The sequence below is a fragment of the Macrococcus sp. DPC7161 genome, assembly GCF_004117835.1.
In the GTDB taxonomy this organism is placed as follows: Bacteria; Bacillota; Bacilli; order Staphylococcales; family Staphylococcaceae; genus SDSC01.
The window spans coordinates 107,150-132,719 of record NZ_SDSC01000002.1; the positions used below are offsets into that span (position 1 = coordinate 107,150).

The following is a 25,570-nucleotide window of genomic DNA, read 5'->3' on the forward strand; positions in this document are numbered from 1 at the left end:
GGCAAGCATGAATTTCATGCATGCCTCTGCTAATTGTTAATCATATTATGAAGCTTTGTTTCTTTTTCTAAATAATACGATTGCTGTTAACATTAACAACACACCTACTACTGTGAAGATGATTGTACCGATACCACCAGTGTTCGGAATGTATGACTGTTTATTGATGATTTCTAACGGTGTTGCTGTTGCTGCAGTACTTGCATCTGTTACAGCAGTTGCATCAGTATAGTAAGAAGTTGAATCTACTGTAAAGGCTGTTAATGGATTCGTTGGGATTGTATAACCTGTTGGTGCTTTAGTTTCTTCAACTTGATAGTTACCATAAGCTAAACCTTTCACTTCAAATTGACCATTACTATTAGAAGTAAATGTTGTTGCAGAGCTTCTATCTCCCCATGTAATCACTAAAGTTGTACTGTCTTGTTGTAAATATTGACCACTTTCATTTTTCACCACAAACTCGGCACCTTGTAAATTTGTTCCTGAACCATTTGTTTTAACAAAGTTCTTTCCACCAGTATGTACTTCAGGGTTATCTTGTGTTGCCATTGATTCTGTTCCAGTTGTTCCATGTCCATTATCGTATAAAAGCTTCGCTGTATTGCTAATGTTTTTACCCATAATAGCTTGGTTATTAATTGTAGTAGGTACTGTAATTGTTAATCCTGTTGTTTGGTTAGTACTGCCAATCTTTTGAAGACCTGCAGTTGTAAAATCTACTGTTAAATTTCTGGTACCTGCATCATATGTTGCATTGAAATCTGTTCCTGGCGTCAGTGTCGTACTTCCGATTGCTGCAGTAATTTTACTTGGATCACTTAACGTTAATGCTGCATCTAATTGATCTGTTACAGTAAATTTAGTGTATTCGTTAATCCCTTTTGGTGTTGTAGGTTGGATTAACCAATCAAATGATTGACCAATGTCAAATGTTGCTGATTTATTGCCGTCACTTACTACATCTTTATCAATTATTGGTGTCGCTTCTAATGTATTCTTAGGGAATACGTGTAAATCTGTAATATATCCTGTACCCGCTTCATTTGTTACAGGTAAATCAAGTCCAAATGGTACAGCGTTTGATGTTGCTACAGCTGTTGATGGATCTTCAATAAACCAGTAGTAACCTTCGGCAAGTCCGTTAACTGTTACTGTACCGTCAGCTTGTGTTTTAGCAGTCGTTCCAACTGGTGCACCAGCAAGTGCAGTCACTTGATCAACTGTTTGATAACTTCCTGGACTATTCTTCATTGTGTTGAATTGTGTTTCAGTTACTTTCCAATACGTAAATGAAATATTAGAGATTGGATCTCCTGTTGGTGGTGTTGTGTTTGTAAGTTCACCAAATGTTGCTTGATGTTCAGTTGTTCCTGTTATTTTATGAATGGTTACATTTGTATTCACAGTTGCTGCGTGTACATTCATTGGTAATAAACTCAGTAAAAATGTAAAAATAATTAAAATCGATAAAAATTTCCTAGACATGATGGTGCCTCCTTGTTTTTTGTGTAAAGCGATATATGATTGCAGTCAATATCAATATGGTACCAAGTACATAAAACAGAATAGGTCCTAACCCGCCTGTTTGTGGTAATACAAATTGATACTGTAAGTGATCATAAATTACTGGTGTATCTGATGTGACAGACAATGCTATCTTATTGTTGCTTAGTTTATATCCAGGTGGCGCCTTGACTTGGATTAACGTATAATCACCAAGTGATAGCTTATCAAAAATAATTTCTCCTGTAGCCCCTACTGTTAAAGTATTCACCACTTGATTATTCGCATCTACCAATTGATATGTGCCACCGCTGATAATTTGCTTTGTAATTCCGTCTAAACTATTCACCTTAATAGTACCGAGTATTGGTTGATTGACATATTGGTAGTTGCCGCTAATCGCTACATTATCAACAGTTATCTCTCCATTATTACCTACAACTAACGTTTTTGTTGTCGTATTTCTTACATATCCACTCGGTGCAACTGTTTCTTCCAATGTATATTGCCCTGGAATTAATTTCGTAAATGTTGCTAATCCTGTACTATCCGTCGTCGCTGTAAGGTTATATGGTCCTGTTAATTTAAATGTTGCACCTGCTAGTGCTACCCCTCCAGGGTTGACCTTCTTAATCGTAAATGGAAATTCCCCCACAACGGTTGTTGTAGCTGTATCACTTTGAATTTGATTCGTTTTATTAGCTGTTGCTTGCAATACTGTTCCTTTCGGCTGCTGTGTAATCGGGACAGAGTAATTTCCAGAAGCATCTGCTACTGCACTTCCTAAAGTAACACCTGATGAATTCTTTATCGTAACGGTTGAACCTGGTTCAGCTGTACCTGTAACAGTAGTACTTGAAACAGTAACTGTATTGATTGTAGGTGTGTCTGTTTTCTTAGTCACACTATTACTAATACCTGGTCGGTTGTAAAGTATACCGATTTCATCGTAAGTTAGTTCTCCAATTGTCAAAGTATACTTACTTAAGTTTGGTGTTGTGACAGGTGTTTTAAATGTGATTCGATATGTATCTAAATTATTAACACTACCTAAAGCAATCGATGTTGATCCACCAGTTGTCGTAACAGGTAATGTCCCTCCCCTTAAACCACCAGATGAACTTTGTACTAAATAAGTTACAGATGTTGGTAATGAAATCCCTGGGCTCGTCGTTATGTTGTTGTACCAAACCTTCTTTGTAGCAGTTGCTCGATAGTCTAATACAACATCCCAAGTGATATAAGTTTGATCGGCACTCATAGTACCTGTTATTCCTAGCACACTCGTACTTGTACCAATTGAAACAGTTTGATTAATTGGAGACGATAAGTATGTACTTTGTGCAGTCAAAGTTCGCAAAGTGCCGCCTGTTAATGCATCACTAAATAAGATAGATTGAGGTGCTTCCTCTACTAATGTCACATCACTCACTGGTTGAGAACTAACACCATCTGTCGGCATTGCTTTTGTTGTTGGTGTAGTCGTTGTAGTTTGCTCAGTTGTACTGTTTATTACGTTTGGGACTTCTGATGTTGATGGATTCGATGACTGCGTTGAAGTGTCTTCTAGTGTACTCGACTGAGTCCTTGAAGTCATTGGTTTAACGATGATGGAGTTATCACTGACTTGAACATCGTTGGATTCCGACGTTGCATCCAATTGATATTTGATTAAGGTACCACTATCATCGAACATTCTTAAATTAGAAAATTCAAATTGACCGTCTTGATTTCGGTTGATAGATTGTAATCTTTCATTTGTACTAGCATTGACTAATGTAATGACTGTTGTAGGTAATGTATCACTCGGAAAGCCATCATACTTCAATTCTCCCGTTACATTCGTAAGACGGTGCATGATATCTGATGATTGTATCAATTGCCCGTTCATAGTAGTAGATAACTCAAGCTTTAAATCTGAAGGATTCGCATCATCAATATTGGTCTCAATATCAATCGCGTGCGGTTGATAACTTTCAAGTAATTGAAGTTCAAAGGTATTCGAATCTGACGTTGAATGAATGGAAACACCTTGATCTAGTAACTTCTGCTTAATAGTATCTAAAGTTAATCGATGTCCCTTTGATAAAGTGAGTTTTAATACTTGTTCTTTAGGTATAGTCATTGTTTTATTAATAGTGATAGACCAATTTACAACGTTATCTTTCTGTGACACATATTTAACGCTAATCATTTGGTCATCTAATGTATTTGCAGAGATTGATGTAGAATTAACAAATGAAGTACACAATAAACAGCAAATTAGGCAAATTACAAACGTATATTTTGCCAGTTTAATCATTGACACCTCCTTTTTCAATTAACAATAAATATCACACTATATTTTCACATTTATTATACAATATTATCTATTAAATGTAAGTATTTAACTGTAAATATGTATAAATTCATAAAATTTATACAATTAACTTTTAGAATTAATATTTCGTTAAAATTTAATTAATACACTTTTATTCAATTAAATATTATCTATTTTCATCGAATAATATTTATTGTTCGTTTATTTGAACATGTTATTTATTTATCAGTATAATGAAAAGCATATAAGGGAGGTCTATATGTTTAATTTTAATTTTGATAACACTTTTCTTAAATTGTCTGATGACTTTTACGAACAATGTGAACCACAATCCTCTTCAAATCCAGTACTTGTTATCTTCAACAGCTCACTAGCTGAACAACTTAATATAGATTCAAATATACAAAATCATGTTGATTATTTGGTTGGTAATCAGCAATTCCCAGGCAGTGCACCTGCAGCTCATGCATATGCGGGTCATCAATTTGGTCATTTCACTATGTTAGGTGATGGGCGTGCGCATGTTTTAGGGGAACATGTTACTGAAGGCAACGAGCGATTTGATATTCAATTAAAGGGATCAGGTCGTACGATCTTCTCTAGAAGTGGAGATGGGCGTGCAACACTTGGACCGATGTTACGTGAGTATATCATTAGTGAAGCGATGCATCATTTAAATATACCTACTACGAGAAGTCTTGCTGTATCAAGAACTGGTGAAGATGTTTACCGTGAAACAGTATTACCTGGCGCTGTGCTTGTGCGTATCGCAAAGAGTAATTTACGTGTTGGTACTTTTGAGTATGCTGTCCGTACAGAAGACAAGGATAATATTAAAGTACTTGCTGATTACGCAATACAGCGTCACTATCCAGAATGCGCGGATGACCTCAACCCTTACTTATCGTTACTCAATAAAGTTATTGTGCAACAAGCTGCATTGATTGCAAAGTGGCAAGCTGTTGGATTCATTCATGGTGTGATGAATACTGATAATATGACAATCAGCGGAGAAACAATCGACTATGGTCCATGTGCATTTATGGATATTTATAAACCCTCTACCGTATTCAGTTCTATTGATCACCAAGGTAGATATGCTTACCACAATCAACCTGGCATTGGTTTATGGAATTTAACACGATTTGCAGAAACATTGATTCCATTAATTGATTCAGATGAAACAAAGGCCATTCAATATGCAGAAACTGCATTGAAAGCCTATCAAGATACGTACGTACAACAATATCAATTGCGATTTGGACAAAAGATTGGTTTCGAAAATATTAACCCACAAGATTTCCAACTGGTCATTGATTTATTAGCAATACTTGAAAAACACCACCTAGACTTCACAAGTACATTTAGAGCACTTGCAACCAATACATTTAAAAACCAATCATTCTTTAAACACGACGATATTCAACAATGGTACAAGGAATGGCTCAATTCTATGGATAATCAAAATCAATCTACTGATTCATATACACTCATGAAATCTGTAAATCCAGCAGTAATCCCAAGAAATCATTTAGTAGAAGAGGCTTTAAGTGACATGGTTTTAGCAAATGATGATACAAAGTTAATACAGTTACTATCAGCCATTACAAATCCATTTAGCGACGACCATGATGCGCAGTACCTTAACCCCGCTCCACCAAGTGAACGTGTCTATCAAACTTACTGTGGGACATAAAGTGTTAAAGATAATAGAATGAAATTATTTTGATATTAAAACAAAAGCATAAAAACAAAAAAGATTAGGTCTCTATGGATAAGATGACCTAATCTTTTTTATAAACTACGCAAAGATTGAATGATTTTAAAGAAATAGGTAGACACCGCTTCTGGTGATGTTTCCATGTCTTGTGTTAGCCATTCATCAATCAGTCCAAGTAATGCTGATGCTGCAAAGTTCGCGATATAATGTTCTGGTACATCAATCTCTTTAAAGAGCGACATACTACTTAATTTAAATTGTTTAATGAGTAATAACTTCAAATGATGTTCAAATTGGTACGGCAAATCGTTATGAAGTAGCACTACAAATAAGTCTCTATGTCCATCGATAAAATCAAAGATGGTTTTACAATACACATCAGAACCATTGTTATTCATATCATCTAATAACAAATTTACATCAATATTGTTTAAATGATTTTCCAAATCTTCCAATGTTGTTTGGATGATTTTTTCCACCAAATCATACTTATCTAGGTAATGATGATAAAAAGTCCCTCTATTGATACCCGCTGAACTTGAAATATCTTGAATCGTTATCTTTTTAAATGGCTTCTCTTGTATTAATTGAATAAATGTCTCTTGTATTTTTCTTTGTGTTGCTTCATTCATTTGATTATAAGTTTCCATACTAACCTTCCATTCAACAAATCTCATTTACTTGTTCATTGCTCTGATAATGAATTCTCTTTATAGTGATAATATCACTATTTGAAAGGAAGGTCATTTTTGAAGAAATTATCATTTATCAGTTTCACTATCATTGCAATATTATTAGTAGGATACGCAATAATGATTCAACCAGAATCAATTAAATTCATATTATTATTTTTAGTTTTAGGATGTGGCTTAGCTTACTTAAGATTATTCGTAAATCATTCAATTAAAAAGATGAAAGGTAAACATATCGGTATTAAATTATTATTTTTCGCTTGTTTACTCGGTATAGGATTACCATTTCAAAATTGGTTCAGAACAAATGTTATTATGACCATTGATCGTGCATATATGATTAATTGTATTGCCATCTTAGTTTGCGGCATCATCATTATGACAATGATTGCAACTAGAAATAAACTGTCTGTACAAAGCGAAGTCAATTAAATATTACCTCATCAATGATACATTTCAGAGTGTATGTTCTATACAGTCTGATTTTTTTATGCCACAATGTTATACCTCGCCTATAAGTATTATATGCCTCCCTGTATTTATGATCAGTTGGATAGCCATAGCGATGAACAAAATAGTAAATTTGGAAAAACAGTAAAAGCCAATGCTCAAAAACTGAGCATTGGCTTTTATATGATCAATCCAAATCACGTGTATTCAGTCGAATATTTTTTATGTTCAATCGGCCTAGATATGCAAAGTATAATAATAATCCAAATGCTAGTCCGATAGCACCAATAATCATAATCGCTTCATTAATCGGCACACTGCCTTCAAAGTCAAAGATTGATTCTCTCAATGCTTTAATGACATACGTCATCGGCGAGAATGGATGTATACTTTGGAAGAAGTGATTGGTTAATTGAATTGGGAATGTACCTTCACTTGAACCAAGTTGTAAAATCAATAATATAATAGCTAGGAACTTACCAATATTACCGAAAGCCGCAACTAAGCACGATACAATAAGTACCGCTGCAATTGACCATACTACTAACGTCAATGTAAAGTATCCTCGGTTCGCAATTTCAATATCAATAACATATTGCGTAAATACCGATAATAGAATCCCTTGCAATAAACCATGCGTTAACATTAAACCTAGTTTATTCAACCACCAGTTCGCAGCACTTCTTGAATCCCCAACCCTTTTATCAACCGGGTATATCGTCACAAATGCAACCGCACCAACATACAAACTTAAACTCAAAACATACGGCGCAAAACTTTGCCCATAGTTTTTAACTTCCGTCACATTGTGTGCTACAGTGTGAACTGGATCACTAATAGCAATCGCATTCGCCTCATCAAATGATAAGCTATCTGTTTGTTTCAGTGATTTATCAATTGCTTTAGTAATTTTATCTGTATTTGATGCTAGTTCATTTAATCCATTCGTCACTTGGTTAGAACCCAATATCAATTGCGAAAATGCAGGATTATTTTGTAATGGTGGCACTGCAGCTTGTGTTTGTGCTAAACCTTTGTCCACTTGTTGTGAGCCATTTGCAAGTTTAACATCTGCTTGTTGCATCTTCTTCAAATTATCAGATAGCGTTTCTGATTGACCACGCATATCTTTCAACGAACCAAAAATTTTCTTTAAATAAATTTCACGTAATGACAATGAAATATTGTCCCTAACAGCTTGGATACTCTTATCCCCAATACTTTGTCCAGAATAGCTATATCCTGGATTTGTCTTAACGTGCATTTCCATTTGTTTAGGGTGTGGATTGAGCATTGTTGAAGCGGATTTTGAAAAGTCTTTAGGAAACTCAATCACAGCAAAATATTGACCCTTTTCAATCCCTTTAACTGCATCTTTAGAGTTTACAAACTCCCATTTAAAATCATCATTTTTCTTCAGTTTCTTAATGACTCTTTCACCTAGATTTTCTTCTTTATCTTGAATCTTTGCACCTGTATCATTATTCACAATCGCAATAGGCAAATCTTTCGTTTGACCGTATGGATCCCACATTGAGAATATAAATACCGCACTATAGATGACGGGCAAAAATAAAATAACGATCAGTGATAAAAATAAAATAGGGTGCTTCAATAACGCATGAAAATCTTTAAACAAATAAACTCCTCCTTAACCATCCACAGTATCCAAGAAAATATTCATGGATTTGATTTTTACAAGTATATTATACGGCATATTGAAACACAAGTTGTAACAATACAATAAAAGACACTTCGATAGGAAGTGTCTTTTATTGATATTATTTTATTCCAATATTTTTATACATACATCCATATTAAAATACTGTTTTAGCAACATGCGATAATTATCTTTAGTTACAGGATACATTTCCTTCTTACCTTGATGCGTTACCGTCAAATGACGTTCAGACATTGTAACACGGCCGTCTGGTAAAGGTTTTGTGACTATTAATTTTTTTACGAAAATCGAATTAGGGTGATGTTGATTAAATTCAATGCTTTCAGCAAAGAATTGAAGATCACGCGGCTCAAAATCAGCTCGATACAGTGTTTGAAATGCATCATCTACAAACTTCTGTACTTCAAATCCACCCTCAACTTCGACAGCACGGTATTCTCCATTCACATCTTTAATGACAATCGCTTCATCCTCAGTCATAATCGGTATTGCTTTCGTAGGTAAATCTCCAAAGCCAACATCAGCAACATACAAACGGTCTAGTTTCACAAGAAGTGACATATGAGAATGGGCACGTGCCCAACCATCAGGCGTACGAACTGTCGCTGAAACATTACAGGCATCATAACCTTTTTGCAACAGGTAATGCTTAAATAATGTATTCATCTCGTAACAATAGCCGCCTCTATTACTTTCAATTATTTTATGAAACAAACTATCTAGATTTAAATCTACACCTTCTTTATTCTGCACAGTAATATTTTCAAACGGCACGTTTAGCATATACTGCTTTATAAGATAATTAAGCTTATTCAATTGATCTAATTGAACTTTCTTATCCACATGTAAAAAAGAATCCATAGCATCCATTTGCTGAAGTGAAAAGTGCTGTGTGTCTTTTGGTAGCTTCGTCATAGTATCCTCATTCCATTAATTAATCTCTCGTGTAACCTGCTTTATCTTTATTTAATACTACATTACCACTATTCAAATAACTTGCATAACTCAACCACGAAACATAAGGTACCATTAAAGCACCAGAAACTTTATCCGCTTGATAAAACTTAGTAGCAGCAATATTACCAGCAGCTAATAAAGCAAAACTTTCAATTAACGCGACTTTTCTAAGCTTTAAATTGAAATATAATATCGACCATGCATAATTCAAACCTAACTGCGTATAATGCACACGTTTAAGTACATTTCTTTCATCCGCACTTTCAACTTTATCCGTCGCTATTTTGTATGCAACACCCATTGATGTATAAAGAATCGGCCAAACAATTGGAAATGCAATCGCTGGTGGAGAAAAAGGTGGCTTTTCATACTGCTTATAATCATCTTGCGCCTTAGCCGTCAATCTCCCAATAATTAATCCTCCAACAAGCGGTGCAAATGTTCTAATTACTTTTTTAGTATTCGTCATAAATATCGCCTCCATAATACTTATACCCAATATCTAGTTGATATATTAAAAATAGTTAGTTAATCTAACAAAAAAATTCGCCTGTATTTTCAGACGAATTTTTTTGATTATGATATTTATCTTTTACCTGTAACAGTTTTCCCAGTCCAAGCATTCATTCCACCTTTAACATTTACAACATCTAAATCTTTACTAATCAAATGCTTAGCGGCTCTCTTACTTCTCATACCAGATTGACAAATGACATATACTTTTTGATTGGATTCAAATTTATCAATTGTATGTAATGGTACGTTTTTTGCACCTAAGATATGACCATTTTTATATTCATTCGCTGTTCTCACATCAATCAATTGAATCTCTCCAACAATACTTTCTAAAGTTTTCGTTGAAATTGAAGGTATTTTTCTAAATATGTTAAACATGATTTACTCCTTTATTTGGCTATATCCGCCTTTAATATTAATTATTTTTTTGAATCCTTGAAGTTTTAATACCGACATTGCAATTGCACTTCTAACACCTGACTGACAATGTACATATATTGTTTTATCTTTTTCAAATGGAATTTTTTCTATATTTAATTTTCCGAAATGCACATGTTTTGCCTCTTCAAAGTGACCTTCTTCCCACTCTTTATTTGTACGAACATCTAAAATATTTATTTCAGATCGTTTCATTGATTTAAAGGCACGTGGTGATATTTGTTCGTATGCATTACCCTTAATTTTTCTGGGTGTAGTATAACCCGCAACGTTATTAAATCCTATTAATTTCAACGCTTCTTTAGCATTTTGAACTGTTTGATAATCCCCTATTAAGTGCATGTCTTTCTCGTAATCCACATACCAACCTATAAATGATAAAAATTGTTTATTAAATGGAATATTAATGCCTTCACTTTGTTGTTCAGCAAAGATTTCCTTTGGTCTTAAATCGATAACTTGTTTCCCTTTCAATAATGGATATACTGTGTCATCTTTGTAAAGAACATCTCCATCTCTATTAATCACTTTCATTTGTGCAAAATATAATGGTGGTTCAGGTTGTTCACTAGTTAAAGCTTTAATAAATGAATTTTCATCGGAAATTTGAAAAGCCCAATTCGTTTTTCTTTCATATCCTAATGTTGTCATTGGTACAGCTCCTAATGCTTTACCACACGCACTTCCAGCTCCGTGTCCTGGCCATATTTGCATATGATCAGGAAGTTCGCTCGTGTTTTGAATCGATTCAAACATTTGCTTTGCACCTATCTGTGTCGAATCTTTAACTCCTGCTGCTTCTTCTAATAAATCCGGTCTTCCTACATCACCCACAAAAATGAAATCACCTGTAAACATCCCCATAGGTTCTGTCATGCCATTATCATAAAGAATGAAACTAATGCTTTCAGGAGTATGGCCCGGTGTATGAACCACCTGTAATTTAATATTACCTATTTGAATGACATCACCTTCAGTAACTCGAATTGCTTCTATCGCTTGATATGACCAATCTGCACCACCGTGTCCTGATACATAAGCTTTAGCACCTAAGTAATCAACCGCTTCTCTAATACCAGAGGCAAAATCAGCATGAATATGCGTTTCTGTTACATATTGAATTGATAATCCTTCTTTTTCAGCAGCCTCAATATATGGTGTTAAATCTCTTAAAGGATCAATAATGATAGCTTCGCCAGTCTTTTGACATCCTATTATATATGACATTTGTGCCAATTGTTCATTAAAAAATTGTTTAAAATACATAATATTTCTCTCCCTCTCTAAAATACCTATGGGGGTATAATATAACATAAAATTTTATTTGTCAAATACCCTGTGGGGTATTTGACAAACCATGTTACATAGGTTTAAAGTAGACATATAATTTTTAGGAGGTAATGAAATGAATACAATTACAGTAAATAGTTTAAACAACTTATTAAAACAGGAGGCCGATATTCAGCTCATTGATGTAAGAGAAAAAGATGAGTTCATAGTTGATGGCATCGATAAAGCAAAAAACATCCCCTTATCTGAATTAGATCAACATTTGGACCAATTTGATCAAGAAAGTGAATATATAATCATTTGTCGTTCTGGAAATCGTAGTGGTATGGCTTGTGAGTACCTTACTTCAAAAGGTATACACACTACTAACGTACAAGGTGGCATGATTGAATGGAATCGCTTATAACTTTCATACTATTATTTTCTATCGGAGCTTTAGGTGCTTTTTTATCAGGATTAGTAGGTATCGGTGGTGCAATCATATTATTTCCCATGATTTTATTTATCCCACCTATTTTTAATATTGAAATCACACCATCTGTAGCTTCGGGATTAACTGCTGCACAAGTATTCTTTAGTACACTAAGCGGTAGTTATAGCAAAAGAAAAAGCAATGATATTAGTAAGACTATCATTGTCCCAATGAGCATTGGCATTTTGATGGGTAGTATTATTGGTGCGATAAGTGCCTCATTCTTTAATGAAATGTTCATTAATGTCGTATATACATTTCTCGCAATAGTTGCCGTATTCTTAATGTTTATTAGAGTAAAACCTAAAGAAGCACATGAAACATATGCATTTTATCCTTTACTTTTTATAGCATTGATTATCGGATTCCTTTCTGGAATTGTAGGTGCTGGAGGTGCTTTTTTAATCGTTCCTATACTATTAACAATTTTTAAAGTACCTATGCGTAAAGTTATCACTAATAGCATATTCATCGCGTTTATATCATCAATTGGTACATTCTTAACAAAAGCATATTTCGGACTTGTGGATTTAGATTTAGCAATACCATTGGTTATTGCAAGTTTAATATTTGCACCTATAGGCACAACGATAAGTAAAAAAACAAATCAGGATGTTTTAAAAGTTATCTTATCTGTGCTTATTTTACTTTCAGCATTAAAAATGATTTATAATATGATTGCATGAAATTGATTTCAAATTTAATCTTAGAAAATAAAAATAATTCATCTCAATAAACGAGATGAATTATTTTTTGTATATATTATTGATAATAAGCTCTCAATTCCGATTCATTTACTGCCTGATTATCTACCACATTAAGCAGTCTTCTATCTTTCATAATCATAATCTTATCTGCTACTTTCAATGCAAAATCCAATTGATGTGTAGAAATTATAATTGTTTTACCAAGCTCTTTTTCCTTATCAATTATTTTAGTTAGCTTATATATCCAATTTGGATCCAAACCATTCGTTGGTTCATCCATAATTAATGTATCAGCATTCCCAAGTAAACTTTGAGCAATATTAACTCTTTGAACCATACCTTTTGAAAAAGATTTTACATAATCATTTGATTGATCTAACAAACCTACGCTATTTAACACTGCATTTATCTGATTGGCTTCAGCATGTTTATAGTTCGCTAATAATGTTATGATTTCTTTAACCTTTAGATAACGTGGAAAGAGTAAATCATCTGGCATATAACTTATATTACCAACGACATTTAATACGCCACTTTTCGGGTGAATTCTACCCAAGATTAATTGAATTAATGTACTTTTTCCTGCACCATTAGCACCAATAATTACGTTTACCTTACCTGATTCGAACTGCAAATTAAATGGCCCAAAAGGTTTATCTTTTCGATACCAAAATACAACATCTTCGAATTTAATCACTTAAAACCCCTTCTTTTTAATAATATAAATGCAATGATTAATGGTAATATGACTAATAGTAAACCATTGAGAACAAATAAAAGGATGCCTGTTGGCGTATACAAAAAACTCACATATTCGTACATTTCACTTCCTAAAATTCCTTTTTGATGTGTTAATAAATAAAAAGCCATACGGATATAATCTACAGGATTCAAATGAATATTTAATATCATTAGATTGAGCAATTTATTTCCTGGGATATAACCATTTAAAGTAATTAATATAAAAGGCATAATAATCAACATCAATGTCCATAATACCAGTGCATATCCTACAGCTTTTAATCTTGTATTTGAAACGATACCAACAAATAGTGCAGCACTAGCGCATAACAGAATCATAATAAATGATAGCAAAAAAAACTTTAAATTTAATGGCAATCCCATTATCACTAGAATAATATGACCAGTAAACAAAACAAATGTATATACTGTAACAATAGAAAAATAATGTACCAAAATATAATAAACAGATTTAATAGAATAACTTAAAAGTAACTCTAACCAACGCGTTTCATTTGCATACGCTATATTCATACTACTCATAGATAAAATAAACAATGGGCCGATAAACAACATGATACTTAAAGCATAATTCATGTGAAAAAATGAGCTATGAGCAGATTTCATTTGAACGACTCCAGTAAGTATGACTGTTATCAAATAGATTAAGCTACTAAGCCATATAATTGGATTCCTTATATATTGTTTTATTTCAGAAATATACACTAATGAACCCCCCACTTGAAAGTTTTTAAATCTTCAAAACTTAATGGTTTGGCACCTTTAACTTTCTTCGCATATTGATTACGGTCTTCCTTATTTTTAAATGCAACAACACCATAATTCATAGGTGTCCATATATCTTTATGGTATAAATAATAAGCTTTTTTAGCATCTATCCATTTATTATGCTTATAATCCTTAATATACATCATACCTATGTCGTCTTTTTTATTATGCTCATTATAATATGTCATCATGCAACCAATATCATCAAATATAATATGTTCTTCACTATTAAATACCATCTGGGCAGCTTGCTCAGAATGGTCAATCATCATATTACATACCACGCATTTATCAGTATCTTTTATATCTCTAGGTGATAAATCAGGTTTCCCACATGAAGCAAGTAAAATAATCATGATAAATAATGCACTCCAAATTCTCATATATTCACCTCTTTTCTACCCTTGGTTGTTCGTCTTTATAACCTTCTTCATATGCACCACTTCTATTTTCTATCCATTTCATCAAAATATGAATCGGACTATTTTGATAAAAATTAAGTTTCGTATCTTTTATCATCATTTGATTCAAAATATTTGTATAGCGATAAGGCTTATCTCCTATACCATCATCATTTAGGTCTATAATTTCAAGATCATCATAATAATTATTTATAAATTGCTTTTGAAGTACGTCACTGTTTGTCACATTTATATTATTAATAAAATGATTAAAATGTATCGGAATTTGAGACTTAGAATTTTCAATAGCATTTAAATTACTAATAAAATCATTTTCTTTTATAGTACTATTTTTAACTTCTTGAATTGAAAGACCCAATTGATTATCTAGAATTTTATTTTTTGACACCATCAAACCCGTACTTTGATATAGTGTAATTCCTGTACCATTTACCAAGTTATGTTCAGCAATTTTATTCTGAGACATTTGAATATGGTTCGATACCATTAACATTATGCCAGTGACATTGTGCATGAATCCACTTTTTCTAACTATAGCTTTGTTAGTATACATAAAATGCACACCATACCTGTTATATTGAGATTGAACATTCAATAATTTAATGCGCTTTACATGTTCAACATAAATACCATCTTTCACATCATGCACATTTAATTTGGTTAATATTAAATCATGACTATTAGTAATATGTAATCCATTTATAGTACTGTCACCAACCACTTCAATCTTGTCCAACACAACATTGTTACTACGATTTATTTCCATGATGCCCTTCACTTGTTTGTTTAACAACGTGCCATCCAACTTAATATTTTTTACGGTTATGTTGTCACCTTTGATACTCAATCCACCTTTAATAACCGTGTCCTTATCACCTATCAATTGATCACCAGTATTCAGCGTAAAGTGTTGATGATAAACCTTCCCATCTAATTTAATTGTCTTTGCCATTCCCTCACTATCCAAGCATAAAAAAAGAAGGAAAATGCAAATGAAGTATTTCATTTCTAATCCTCCTCTTTATCTTTGTTTTACTGATGTTTCATTGCGTCGTCATGCTTCATATCATGCTTCATATCTTTACTCTGTTCTTGCATCTGTTGTTTTTTCATAAAGCGTTCTAATGCCTTTTTATCTGCAACTTTTAAATTATCGACATGCGAATGTTGTTCATGTGCGAAAGCTTGAGCATCCTTATTATCTTTAAAACTTGCATAACCAACATTCATTGGTGTTTTGATTTTACCATTAACAAACTTAGCATCTTTAACATTAATCCATTCTAAAGTTTTATAATCTCTCACAAACTTTTCTTTCAACTTCACTTTTGACTTTCTTTCATAATTCAATAAACAATATAAATCATCAAAGAAATAGTTTTTTCCATCTTCTCCAATTGCTTGAGCAGAGAATTTACCAAGAGCATCAGATTTTTGATAAACCTTCATATTACATGCAGCACATTTTGTATCTTTTTGTGGTTCTTTCAAAGTAACACCGTCTACTTTAACTACTTTGTCATCTTTTTTAACATTTTTCGTTTGTGAAGTTTTTGTTTCCGATTTAACATTTTTTTCATCACTTTTTTCCGATTGACCACATGCTGATAATAAAAGTAACGCGCTTAAAGATAAGAATGCCAACTTTTTCATTTTATATCCCCCAAAATTTAATTATTGGTTCAATTATAAAGGATTTGCTACTCATTCTATTTTTACTATTGTGTATACATTTTGTATATTTATTGGCAATAACTTAACAATTGTTTATCAACAATATGAATTCACAAAAATTTCATTTCAATTCTGAAAAAATATGTATCCACTCGGAATTAAAATACAAAAACTTTAAGGAACATTGTAAAAAACGCCAAAGCAAGAATTATGTTCACAATTCTTGCTTTGGCGTTTTGTCATGTAGTTTTGTTTTTCCATCCCACTAATCACTAACTAGTTCTGTTTCCATATACAATCTTATCAACTTATTGTCCTTGAATGTCAGTAAACAAACTGCGAGCGGCTCAATCAATGTGTAGTCGTTACATTCTCTCATTATGTTAACGATTACGACCTGTTCATCATTTCTTTTAAATCTTTTGAGTACGTCAAAAGTCCAGTTTTGTTCTGTTTCAAATCTTTTTTCAAACAGATTAACAATTTGAGAATAATTATAAGTCACTTCTCTATCCCCATTAAATACAAATGTCGCTTTTAGAGATTCTGACAGTTGTTTTTTTACTTTTTCTAAATCTTGATTTTTCCAATTGATAAATAAATTAACGTACCCCATAATTCGTAACCGCCTTTAATAAGATGTTATAAAGATAACACAAATACGACCTACATTTTCTATAAATTTTGTAATATTTATAAAAAAAATTTGATTTATATCCGTTTCTTTATTTTTTGCCTATCAAATACGGTCCATGTTTATATCCCACTAAATAGGCTATCGTGTAATATACCATTGTTTATTAACATATCAATCTTTAAGGAGTGATTGAACATGGACAAATTTGAAAAAATCGATAAAGAAATTGAAGGATATACTCAAAACAAACAACCAGGAAATGAATACGAAATGGATCCAAAGCCTATCGCTGAAGATAATCAATATAAAGCAAGTGGCAAACTTGAAGGAAAGACTGCATTAATCACAGGCGGTGACTCTGGTATCGGTCGTGCTGTTGCAATCTTATATGCTAAAGAAGGTGCAGATGTAGCCATTGGTTATTATGAAGAGACACAAGATGCACACGATACGATAAAAAGATTACAAGAAATTGGTGTTAAAGCAAAGGCATATCAATTCGACTTAAAAGACCCTAACATGTGTAAACAGTTCGTAAAAGACGTTATTGATGATTTCGGTAAGCTGAATATTGTTGTGAATAACGGCGGTATGCAATACTCAAATGATGATTTTACAAAGGTATCACCCGAACAAATACAAGAAACATTCGCAACAAATATATTTGGAATGATGTACGTAACACAAGCTGCAATTCCACATTTAAGTAAAGGTGATACAATTATTAATACAAGTAGTGTCACTGCATATCGAGGATCTGCCTCATTAGTCGATTATTCAGCAACAAAAGGTGCCATTACGACATTTACACGTTCATTATCACAACAATTAGCACCAAAAGGTATCCGTGTAAACAGTGTTGCACCTGGACCAATTTACACACCACTCATACCAGCTACATTCGATAGTGAAAAAGTTGAAAAACATGGACACGAAACCGCATTAGAAAGACGTGGGCAACCAAGTGAAAATGCACCAGCATACGTATTCCTAGCTTCTAATGATTCAACATACATCACAGGACAAGCAATACACATCAACGGCGGAGATTTTATTACGAGTTAAAAAGTAATGATAAATTTAAACGAGAGAACAATCATTTTAATTGTTCTCTCGTTTTTTGAATGATACAAAGTTATGCTATTCTTAAATGTCTATTCAATTATTTTAGAAAAAATTAAATAATCATTCCATTGATTGTCTTCATACATAAATGATTTTCTCATGCCTTCAAATAAAAAATCATGCTTTTCAATTACTTTAATCGATGCAATGTTATCTGGATGAATATGCGCTTCGACTCTATGAAACTTTAACTTTGATCCCATTTGCTCTATGACACTTAACATTTCACTAGCATAACCATTATTCCAATATTGGTTATGTATCAAGTAACCTAATACACCCCACTCAAATCTACCACGTTGAAGCACTGTAAACTCTAACTTTCCTATATGTTCTCCAGTATCTCGTAAGAAAACGCCCAATACATATGCAGTATCTTTTTCGGCTAATTCATTGAGTTCTTTAATCACATTGTCATAAAAGTCTTCATCCCAATCACTTACATCGATATCATCTGAATCAAATGCATTTTGCTTCTTAAGTCTATTCTTAAACCCAGAAATCCATACATCGTAATCATCAGAAGTTAATGGTCTAATTTCTAATCTTTCAGTAAAGCTTGTTTCTAGTAATGTCATGAATAATATCCCTCACGTTATATATTTTCTCGGAAATAAATCTATTATTTTTGCGCTTCACATCTTAAATATCTTTATAATAAAAAATATTATCTACTTTTACTAATGGGAAATCTTTTGGTAATTCTTCTTTAGGAATTCGATGGAAACCATTCTTACGATAGAAGTGTTGTGCTGCTTCAAACTTATCAATCGTTCCAAGATAAATTGATTTGATACCATCATCATGTGCATTTTGGATGACATGATCCAACATTTTCTTACCAATCTTCATATTACGTATATTTTCATCAACATATACTCTCTTTAAAGCACTGTTGTTATTCTTCATTCGCGTCAATGCAATTGTTCCTACAATCTTACCATCCAATAAAGCAAGCCAGAACTGACCACCTGTATCAATATATGTGCCTTTAATGTCCTTTAAATCCGGTTGATTATTGTAAGTAACGTTATCAATATCAAACTCATGAAGTTTAATATTAATAATAAATTCATTAACCTCTTGTTTAAATTCATCTGTGTATTTTACGATTTCGATATCTTTCATATGCGCCTCCTCTAAGTAGTTGAAATATCTTAAAGTTAATACATACCCATGTTACTTAGGATTAAACGTTGTTAGCAATTCGTATGCATATAGGAGACACTATCGCTTCAATTTAAATATCTCTGACAACGGATTATACTTACCCTCTATCATATCCAATAATAGCTTACTTCCAAATGATGAATACACGGTACCATTTCCACCATAGCCATATAATCCATACACTTCTAAATCCTCATCTATCTTCCCAATAAATGGCTTACCATCTTTTGTCTCACCAAATCTTGCACCATAAGCATATTCAATTTCTAATTTTATTTCCGGATAGAGTTTATTGAATGCTTTAATCAGTCGATTACCTTGTTTTTGTATATGCTTTTCATTTGGAATCTTATCTGTCGTTTCATCTAATCCACCAATCAACACTCTATTTCCCGGGACATGTCGAATATATAGATATGGTCTTGCTGATTCCCAAATCATTACTTTATCCTTCCAAAACTGGCTTTCTTGTATTGGTTGTGTCACAACTGCGTAACTTGCGACGAATTGTTCTCTGTTAATATATTTTTTTGTAATTTTATTCTTTGCATAACCCGTTGTCATGACAAGTTTGTTAGTTGCAATTGTTTTATTTTTAAATTCACAAATAACTTGGTTATTCTCTTTTTTATATTGTATTAATTCTGTGTTTTCTAATACATCTAATTGATATTTGTTATGTGCATATTTAACTATTTCATTAACGAAAACAAATGGATTAATTTCAGCATCTTCATGCGTAATAAGCGCATTGTATTTATCGATGCCATATTCACCTTTTAGTTGCTCATCACTTATGTATTCCACTGGGAAATCAAAATACTTTAACGCATCAAACTCATCTTTAATCTTCTCTTTATGTCGTTTGGTTGACGCAATAAAGAGACTATCACGTGTAATAAAGTTCACTCTAGAATCAAGTAAAGTTGAAAGCCTCTCAATATCTTCAAGTCCCTCTTTACTCGCCTTGTAAAAATAATAGGCTTCAAGTGGACCAAAATCTTTTACGCATTCATGTAATAGTTTATCGCTCATATATTGCATTAAACCAGTATTCGCTGCACTACTTGCGCTACCAATCGTATCTTTATCAACTAGTAATGTGTGATATCCCGCTTCTGCAACGCGAAATGCAGTTAGTGCACCACTCATACCTCCACCAATAATAACAACATCATAATTTTTTGCTATTTCATCGTTATAATTCATTTTTTGATAAGTATCTGGCCAGTAAAGCTTCCCATTGTGCATCATAACAGTCTCTCCTTTAGTAAAAAGTATATAATTCGTTTTACATTTACTTATGTATTTACTTCATTCATACCCTTTATTAAACAATTTTTATGAAAATAGACTTAGAAAAATTGTATTACTTACGATACAACTCGGGATCGTATAAGAGTGCAGTAATTCATAACAAAGAAAAAGACATGCCAAAAATGACATGTCTTCACTTAATTATATTATCTAAATCATTTCCAAGTCGCATTATAGTACACACAATAAACTACACTTTTCTATATCGTTTCAATCCAATGATATTGAGCACTGTAAAAAATGTCATAAATCCGATGAGTATTAATAACTGCATCCATATCCCATCGAATCCTTCACCTCTTATCATGACAGCAGTTAAAGCCTTACCGCCATATGTTAATGGGAAAATCATAGATAGTGTTCTCACCCAACTAGCGAGTTGTTCTATCGGGATTATCCCTGAGAAGAATACTTGTGGTATCACAACAATTGGGATGAACTGAATCATCTGAAATTCAGAATTTGCAAATGTTGATACGAATATCCCCATTGATAATGCAACAAGTGCTAATAATATATTCGTAACAAACACCCAAATCACATTTCCTTCGATATGCAAATCTAACACAAACATTGCAAACGTTACGATAATCAATGTCTGTATAATTGCAAATATCCCAAATCCCACTAGATAACCAAATACAATTTCACTGCGTTTAATCGGTGTAGCAATTAATCGATTCAATGTCCCAGTTGTTCTTTCTCTTAACAACGAAATCCCAGAAATTAAGAATACGAAGAAGAATACAAAGAATCCAATCAATACAGGAAATATTTTATCAAAGAATGTGCCGTTAGCATCTCCATACATATATTCATTTTCAATTTCATATTGTGCAGGTTTTGTGATTGCTGGTTTTTTCATATTTTTCATTAATTGATTTTTAACTTGTGGTGGTAACTTTGATTGAATTTGTTCTGATTGCTTTTGTAATGCTTGTTGCATCACTTGCATATTATCTTTCAATAACTGCATTTTCTCACCAACTAGGGATTGTTTTACAATCATTTTAACTTGTGCCGTCTTGGTTGGATCTTCATTTTTATAGGTTACTTTAATTTTCTGATCGGCATATTGGATATATGCATCTAACTCATCATTTTTAATATGTGATTTTGCCGTGCCTTGTTTATAATGATGATAATCGATATCCTTTGTCGGCATTACCTCTACAATATTTGATGGTATTGAATGATCTATCCCTATCTTTAGGGATTGTGAATTGTTTGAATTAAATACAAAATACATCAATGATAAGATAAGCATCGGTGCAATCATCATTAATGCAAGGGTACGTTTATCTCTTATAATTTCTTTCACAACACGTTTTAACATCGCATTAAATCTAAGCATGATTGTCCACCTCTGCTTTCAAGAACACTTCTTCAATTGATGTTGCATTAAATTTTTCTTTTAACGCTACAGGTGTGCCAATTTCAAATAACTTTCCGTCAATAATCAGTCCTACTAAATCACATTTCTCCGCTTCATCCATTACGTGTGTTGTTACAATAACACCTTTACCTTGCAGGGACAATGTTCTTAATTGTTCCCAAATGTCTTTTCTTAAACTTGGATCAATCCCAACAGTAGGTTCATCTAATATGATCAATTCAGGATTACCAAGTAACGTAATTGCAAGTGATAATCTACGTTTCATACCACCTGAGAAAGTGTGTACTAACTTGTTCTTAAATGCACTTAATTTAACAAGCTGTAAATTCTCATCTATCATCGTCTCTAATTGTTTACCTTTTAACCCGATAAGATTACCAAAGAAGACTAAATTTTCATAAGCACTTAAATGCTCATAAAGCGCATCACTTTGCCCCATATAACCAATACGTCCTAATACTTTTCTGTTAGGCATCGTAGTATTAAGAATGGTCGCTTGACCACTATTTAACTTCTCCATCCCAAGTAAACATTTAATTGAAGTTGTCTTCCCTGATCCAGAAGGTCCGATAATTCCTAATATTTGTCCGCTGTTTACTGAAAGCGATACATCATTTAGCACTGTACGTTTATCATACACTTTTACAGCATGCGACAAATTTGCGATTGTTTTTGATTCCATTATTCTCACCTCTATTTATTTTACACAGTGTCTATTATTTATTACACTTTGAGTATAAAATATTTAAGAAATTATTCAATAGACGTCATATTTTTTAATTTACACATATTGAAATATGTAAATTATTTTTTAGGAGTGATACTTATGCAAGATATATCAATAGAAGATGCACGCATTGTGAAAACTAAAAATGATATAGAACGCGCAATGATAAAACTACTTTCTGAAAAGAGTTATGACAAAATCACAGTAAAAGATATATGTGAAGAAGCAAAAATCTCACGTGCTACTTTCTATAACCAATTCAAAGACAAAAATGACTATATACAAAAATATCGTATGTCAGTCATAAAAAAGATTACTCGAACAATCGTTAAAGATGATCGAACAAATCAAGTTAATTTGCACAATAAATTACTATCTTTGATCACCCAGCAAGATGAACTGTTCTTAATGCTCATCTCAATGAATGGGTCACCAGAGATTCAAGAAACATTTAAAATGATGATCCGTGAAAATGCAAAGCAAAATATATTAAAGTATATTGATATTCCGTTTCAAAACGAAAGAGAAGTCCATTACTTTACAGTATTTATTAGCAATGCAATTTTTGGTATCATCCAGGAATGGGTCAGAAATGGCAAACAAGAAAGTCCAGAAGAACTTACCAATATTATCAATAAGATTATTCCAGTGAAGTTTAAATAAACATTTCGATTACGAATAAAGACATGCCATATTGACATGTCTTTATCTTTAATATCCTAATGCATTTTAGATTATACGTGAGCTTCCCACTGACATGGACCAACATGCATTTCTGTAAATTCTGCGACAAACGATGAATCTTCTGGTGAACATGCATAAATACCAAACTTTACTTCACCTTGTCCTTCATTTAAATGACAGATTCTCATCTGTTTAAAGTCAACGCCATCTTCAGAGTACTCAATACAATAATCACTTTCTCGACGACTAAGTCTATACCACATTGATTTAATCCCACTATCAATATCAAATGATGCCCAATCAGAGTAACCATTATTCGTAACTACACTACCTAAACGTTGGAAAGTATCATTTTCATATTCAATAGATGCTTTTAACCAGTTGTCACTATCTAAATACATTACAACACCACATTGATCAAAGCGACGTTTCGTGTCAAAAGATGTTTTCACTGTAAAGGAGAAATAATCCTCTGTCGTCGTCATTTGTAAGACAGGTGCATTATCATTTTGGAATCCATAATACGTTCTTTGCCATAAATCAGTATGAGGCTCCGTTGTAATTTGAATACGTTCATCTGTTATTTCGTAAACTTTTGGTGCACGTGTCCACTGTAAATCTGTAAAAGTAGTCATTTTAACCTCCTAATTCATTGTCGATTAAGATAATTCTCACTTTAATATACCATTCTAGTGTAAATTACATTACCATTTACGCTATAGGGAGAATGAATCGTCTACACTTAATTGTACAAATTCTATGAGGATTGCCTTAAAATAAACCTCATTACTTGTGATAACTTTCAGCGTATCGGTTAAGAATGAGGTTTATTTATAATAAAAATCGATATCAAATAATGATATCGACTTTAATTTTATATGGTATATAACTGCTCAAGTTCATTCTTAATCTTATTTCTAGCTCCATCATGTTTCTCAGGATTATAGGCTGTTTCTTCATTTGACCAATTTGATGCATCATATGCCCATACTGGCATATATCTTACTGATTCATCTTCCCATTGTATCTAGGAAATAAATGTGCATGAAGGAAGTGATCTTTATTGCCTAATATCTCATAATTTACTCTTGCTGGATTCAATTCTTTGCTGATAGAATTCTATGTTCTTTCCAGCTCATTTTCTTACTCCTATATCTGTCATTTTAATTGGAACTCTTGATGTATATGTCTATGGATTAAAATAAGTACTCGCAAATGGATCGGATAAAACTTCTTTCATAAATAGTTTTTCTTTTAGATTTTTTGGCTTTGTTCTTCCTGTTGAGCCCCTATTTAATGATTTTTTCTTTCTAAGTTTATTTGTATACCTTTAATATAATAAATTATTATAAATTTCATGAATTTTTTCATCAAAGTATTTTCTATTATTAAAATGTGGATATTCTACTTCATCATTATCATCATAAAAATCTACTAACTCACTAACTTTCTTAAAATTTTCATAATCAAACTCATTCAGTTCATCATAATCAATATAAAAATTGTAAATACTAAAATAATATCTTTGAAAAATTTCTGTTGTTATTTTTTTTTCGATATAATCTTTAATTATCATCATCAACATTTCTTTATCTTCCATCCATTAATCTCCTATTTATTTATTTTTCTTAAAGGTCCCATGGCTTCTCTAGCATATTTAAAGTGTGCAACTAAATTTTTCTTTTTATTATACAATACTTCTAGATTATATTTCTTATTATTCCTGTGCATGGTCGTGTAGTACATTTTAAAACCTTTTCTGCCACGAGGATCTTTATACCCTAGATTTATATAGTATGTGTTCTTAAACTAGTTTAGATAACATAAACCTTTTGTTGATTAAATTAATTCTCCAAGAATTCTTCAGCAAAAAACTCTTCTCCTGCATCCATAGTCCATCCAATACTTAAAACATCCCCGTATGATGCTATATTTTTCAACGTATTCTTATAAAAATCTTGAACCGTCATACTCCTCACTTCAAAGGATTCCCAAATATCATATTTATGTGATAACGCAGCTTCTTGAGTCATCCAAAATAAAAAATTAATTGACGGAAAGTATTCAACAGATAAACTGCCAGCAATCTCATTTATCTCAGTATTATACAAATAATAGACATTTTCTATTGTGAACTTT

At 32.5% G+C, this 25,570-nt stretch carries 29 protein-coding genes; 6 read left to right on the top strand and 23 right to left on the bottom strand.

Annotated elements, in window-relative coordinates:
- Positions 1-45 precede the first annotated feature (45 nt).
- Positions 46-1,488 (bottom strand): SpaH/EbpB family LPXTG-anchored major pilin, encoded by a 1,443-nt coding sequence (locus ER639_RS04210; RefSeq protein ID WP_129064742.1) that lies wholly within the window; start codon positions 1,486-1,488, stop codon positions 46-48.
- Entirely contained in the window at positions 1,481-3,808 is a 2,328-nt protein-coding gene (locus tag ER639_RS04215) for an MSCRAMM family protein (RefSeq protein WP_129064520.1), read from the bottom strand. Before ER639_RS04215 ends, ER639_RS04210 begins: the two co-directional genes overlap by 8 nt.
- Before the next feature lie 277 nt (positions 3,809-4,085).
- On the opposite strand from ER639_RS04215, the gene ER639_RS04220 reads away from it, so the two are divergent.
- The gene (locus ER639_RS04220; RefSeq protein WP_129064521.1) at positions 4,086-5,522 is read left to right on the top strand and encodes a protein adenylyltransferase SelO; all 1,437 of its coding nucleotides are present in this window, start codon (positions 4,086-4,088) and stop codon (positions 5,520-5,522) included.
- A 98-nt stretch (positions 5,523-5,620) separates the two neighbouring features.
- On the opposite strand, the gene ER639_RS04225 is transcribed toward ER639_RS04220, so the two are convergent.
- Entirely contained in the window at positions 5,621-6,196 is a 576-nt protein-coding gene (locus ER639_RS04225; protein ID WP_164993358.1) for a TetR/AcrR family transcriptional regulator, read from the bottom strand.
- A gap of 99 nt (positions 6,197-6,295) precedes the next feature.
- Here ER639_RS04225 and ER639_RS04230 point away from each other — a divergent pair, with 99 nt between their 5' ends.
- Complete coding sequence (locus ER639_RS04230) at positions 6,296-6,670, top strand: MFS transporter permease (RefSeq protein WP_129064523.1); 375 nt, start codon at positions 6,296-6,298, stop codon at positions 6,668-6,670.
- A gap of 205 nt (positions 6,671-6,875) precedes the next feature.
- Here the strand turns inward: ER639_RS04230 and ER639_RS04235 are convergent, their stop codons facing one another.
- From ER639_RS04235 to ER639_RS04255, 5 genes are all read right to left on the bottom strand, one after another.
- The gene (locus ER639_RS04235) at positions 6,876-8,327 is read right to left on the bottom strand and encodes a YhgE/Pip family protein (protein ID WP_129064524.1); all 1,452 of its coding nucleotides are present in this window, start codon (positions 8,325-8,327) and stop codon (positions 6,876-6,878) included.
- A gap of 147 nt (positions 8,328-8,474) precedes the next feature.
- Entirely contained in the window at positions 8,475-9,284 is an 810-nt protein-coding gene (locus tag ER639_RS04240; RefSeq protein WP_240663990.1) for an arylamine N-acetyltransferase family protein, read from the bottom strand.
- Between the two features lie 19 nt (positions 9,285-9,303).
- On the bottom strand, positions 9,304-9,795 hold the full coding sequence (locus ER639_RS04245) for a TspO/MBR family protein (RefSeq protein WP_129064525.1): 492 nt from the start codon (positions 9,793-9,795) through the stop codon (positions 9,304-9,306).
- Positions 9,796-9,911: 116 nt separating this feature from the next.
- The gene (locus ER639_RS04250; RefSeq protein ID WP_129064526.1) at positions 9,912-10,220 is read right to left on the bottom strand and encodes a rhodanese-like domain-containing protein; all 309 of its coding nucleotides are present in this window, start codon (positions 10,218-10,220) and stop codon (positions 9,912-9,914) included.
- A 3-nt stretch (positions 10,221-10,223) separates the two neighbouring features.
- Positions 10,224-11,546 carry an MBL fold metallo-hydrolase gene (locus ER639_RS04255; protein ID WP_129064527.1) on the bottom strand — a complete coding sequence of 441 codons (1,323 nt, stop codon included), beginning with the start codon at positions 11,544-11,546 and terminating at the stop codon, positions 10,224-10,226.
- A gap of 139 nt (positions 11,547-11,685) precedes the next feature.
- On the opposite strand from ER639_RS04255, the gene ER639_RS04260 reads away from it, so the two are divergent.
- Together ER639_RS04260 and ER639_RS04265 are read left to right on the top strand one after the other, a co-directional pair.
- On the top strand, positions 11,686-11,976 hold the full coding sequence (locus ER639_RS04260) for a rhodanese-like domain-containing protein (protein WP_129064528.1): 291 nt from the start codon (positions 11,686-11,688) through the stop codon (positions 11,974-11,976).
- Complete coding sequence (locus tag ER639_RS04265; protein WP_129064529.1) at positions 11,961-12,728, top strand: sulfite exporter TauE/SafE family protein; 768 nt, start codon at positions 11,961-11,963, stop codon at positions 12,726-12,728. The genes ER639_RS04260 and ER639_RS04265 overlap by 16 nt, the downstream gene beginning before the upstream one ends.
- A 76-nt stretch (positions 12,729-12,804) precedes the next feature.
- On the opposite strand, the gene ER639_RS04270 is transcribed toward ER639_RS04265, so the two are convergent.
- The 6 genes from ER639_RS04270 to ER639_RS04295 all read right to left on the bottom strand — a co-directional run bounded on the left by ER639_RS04270 (position 12,805) and on the right by ER639_RS04295 (position 16,991).
- Positions 12,805-13,446 (bottom strand): ATP-binding cassette domain-containing protein, encoded by a 642-nt coding sequence (locus ER639_RS04270; protein WP_129064530.1) that lies wholly within the window; start codon positions 13,444-13,446, stop codon positions 12,805-12,807.
- Positions 13,443-14,117 carry a hypothetical protein gene (locus ER639_RS04275; RefSeq protein WP_129064531.1) on the bottom strand — a complete coding sequence of 225 codons (675 nt, stop codon included), beginning with the start codon at positions 14,115-14,117 and terminating at the stop codon, positions 13,443-13,445. Before ER639_RS04275 ends, ER639_RS04270 begins: the two co-directional genes overlap by 4 nt.
- Positions 14,118-14,215: 98 nt before the next feature.
- The gene (locus ER639_RS04280) at positions 14,216-14,662 is read right to left on the bottom strand and encodes a nitrous oxide reductase accessory protein NosL (RefSeq protein ID WP_129064532.1); all 447 of its coding nucleotides are present in this window, start codon (positions 14,660-14,662) and stop codon (positions 14,216-14,218) included.
- 4 nt (positions 14,663-14,666) lie between these two features.
- Entirely contained in the window at positions 14,667-15,707 is a 1,041-nt protein-coding gene (locus tag ER639_RS04285; protein ID WP_129064533.1) for a right-handed parallel beta-helix repeat-containing protein, read from the bottom strand.
- A gap of 26 nt (positions 15,708-15,733) precedes the next feature.
- Positions 15,734-16,354 (bottom strand): nitrous oxide reductase accessory protein NosL, encoded by a 621-nt coding sequence (locus ER639_RS04290; protein ID WP_129064534.1) that lies wholly within the window; start codon positions 16,352-16,354, stop codon positions 15,734-15,736.
- Between the two features lie 286 nt (positions 16,355-16,640).
- A complete protein-coding gene (locus tag ER639_RS04295; RefSeq protein WP_129064535.1) occupies positions 16,641-16,991 on the bottom strand; it encodes a hypothetical protein in 351 nt (116 codons plus the stop codon).
- A 210-nt stretch (positions 16,992-17,201) separates the two neighbouring features.
- Here ER639_RS04295 and ER639_RS04300 point away from each other — a divergent pair, with 210 nt between their 5' ends.
- On the top strand, positions 17,202-18,077 hold the full coding sequence (locus tag ER639_RS04300) for an SDR family oxidoreductase (protein WP_483306225.1): 876 nt from the start codon (positions 17,202-17,204) through the stop codon (positions 18,075-18,077).
- Positions 18,078-18,166: 89 nt separating this feature from the next.
- Here ER639_RS04300 and ER639_RS04305 read toward each other — a convergent pair whose 3' ends face one another.
- The 5 genes from ER639_RS04305 to ER639_RS04325 form a co-directional block, all read right to left on the bottom strand.
- Positions 18,167-18,715 (bottom strand): GNAT family N-acetyltransferase, encoded by a 549-nt coding sequence (locus tag ER639_RS04305; RefSeq protein WP_129064537.1) that lies wholly within the window; start codon positions 18,713-18,715, stop codon positions 18,167-18,169.
- A 64-nt stretch (positions 18,716-18,779) separates the two neighbouring features.
- Positions 18,780-19,265 (bottom strand): GNAT family N-acetyltransferase, encoded by a 486-nt coding sequence (locus ER639_RS04310; RefSeq protein ID WP_129064538.1) that lies wholly within the window; start codon positions 19,263-19,265, stop codon positions 18,780-18,782.
- Between the two features lie 99 nt (positions 19,266-19,364).
- Positions 19,365-20,561, bottom strand: coding sequence for an NAD(P)/FAD-dependent oxidoreductase (locus ER639_RS04315; protein ID WP_129064539.1), 1,197 nt, complete (start codon positions 20,559-20,561; stop codon positions 19,365-19,367).
- 253 nt (positions 20,562-20,814) lie between these two features.
- Positions 20,815-21,978: an ABC transporter permease gene (locus ER639_RS04320; RefSeq protein WP_129064540.1), complete on the bottom strand. Its 1,164-nt coding sequence runs from the start codon at positions 21,976-21,978 to the stop codon at positions 20,815-20,817.
- Complete coding sequence (locus ER639_RS04325; RefSeq protein WP_129064541.1) at positions 21,971-22,702, bottom strand: ABC transporter ATP-binding protein; 732 nt, start codon at positions 22,700-22,702, stop codon at positions 21,971-21,973. The genes ER639_RS04320 and ER639_RS04325 overlap by 8 nt, the downstream gene beginning before the upstream one ends.
- 144 nt (positions 22,703-22,846) lie before the next feature.
- Here ER639_RS04325 and ER639_RS04330 point away from each other — a divergent pair, with 144 nt between their 5' ends.
- Positions 22,847-23,410: a TetR/AcrR family transcriptional regulator gene (locus ER639_RS04330; RefSeq protein WP_129064542.1), complete on the top strand. Its 564-nt coding sequence runs from the start codon at positions 22,847-22,849 to the stop codon at positions 23,408-23,410.
- Between the two features lie 71 nt (positions 23,411-23,481).
- Here the strand turns inward: ER639_RS04330 and ER639_RS04335 are convergent, their stop codons facing one another.
- The 4 genes from ER639_RS04335 to ER639_RS04350 form a co-directional block, all read right to left on the bottom strand.
- The gene (locus tag ER639_RS04335) at positions 23,482-24,066 is read right to left on the bottom strand and encodes a DUF1349 domain-containing protein (protein ID WP_129064543.1); all 585 of its coding nucleotides are present in this window, start codon (positions 24,064-24,066) and stop codon (positions 23,482-23,484) included.
- A 239-nt stretch (positions 24,067-24,305) separates the two neighbouring features.
- Entirely contained in the window at positions 24,306-24,428 is a 123-nt protein-coding gene (locus ER639_RS12500; protein WP_255420563.1) for a hypothetical protein, read from the bottom strand.
- Between the two features lie 333 nt (positions 24,429-24,761).
- The gene (locus tag ER639_RS04345) at positions 24,762-25,031 is read right to left on the bottom strand and encodes a hypothetical protein (RefSeq protein WP_129064544.1); all 270 of its coding nucleotides are present in this window, start codon (positions 25,029-25,031) and stop codon (positions 24,762-24,764) included.
- A gap of 244 nt (positions 25,032-25,275) precedes the next feature.
- Complete coding sequence (locus ER639_RS04350; protein ID WP_240663996.1) at positions 25,276-25,464, bottom strand: hypothetical protein; 189 nt, start codon at positions 25,462-25,464, stop codon at positions 25,276-25,278.
- Between the last annotated feature and the right edge of the window lie 106 nt (positions 25,465-25,570).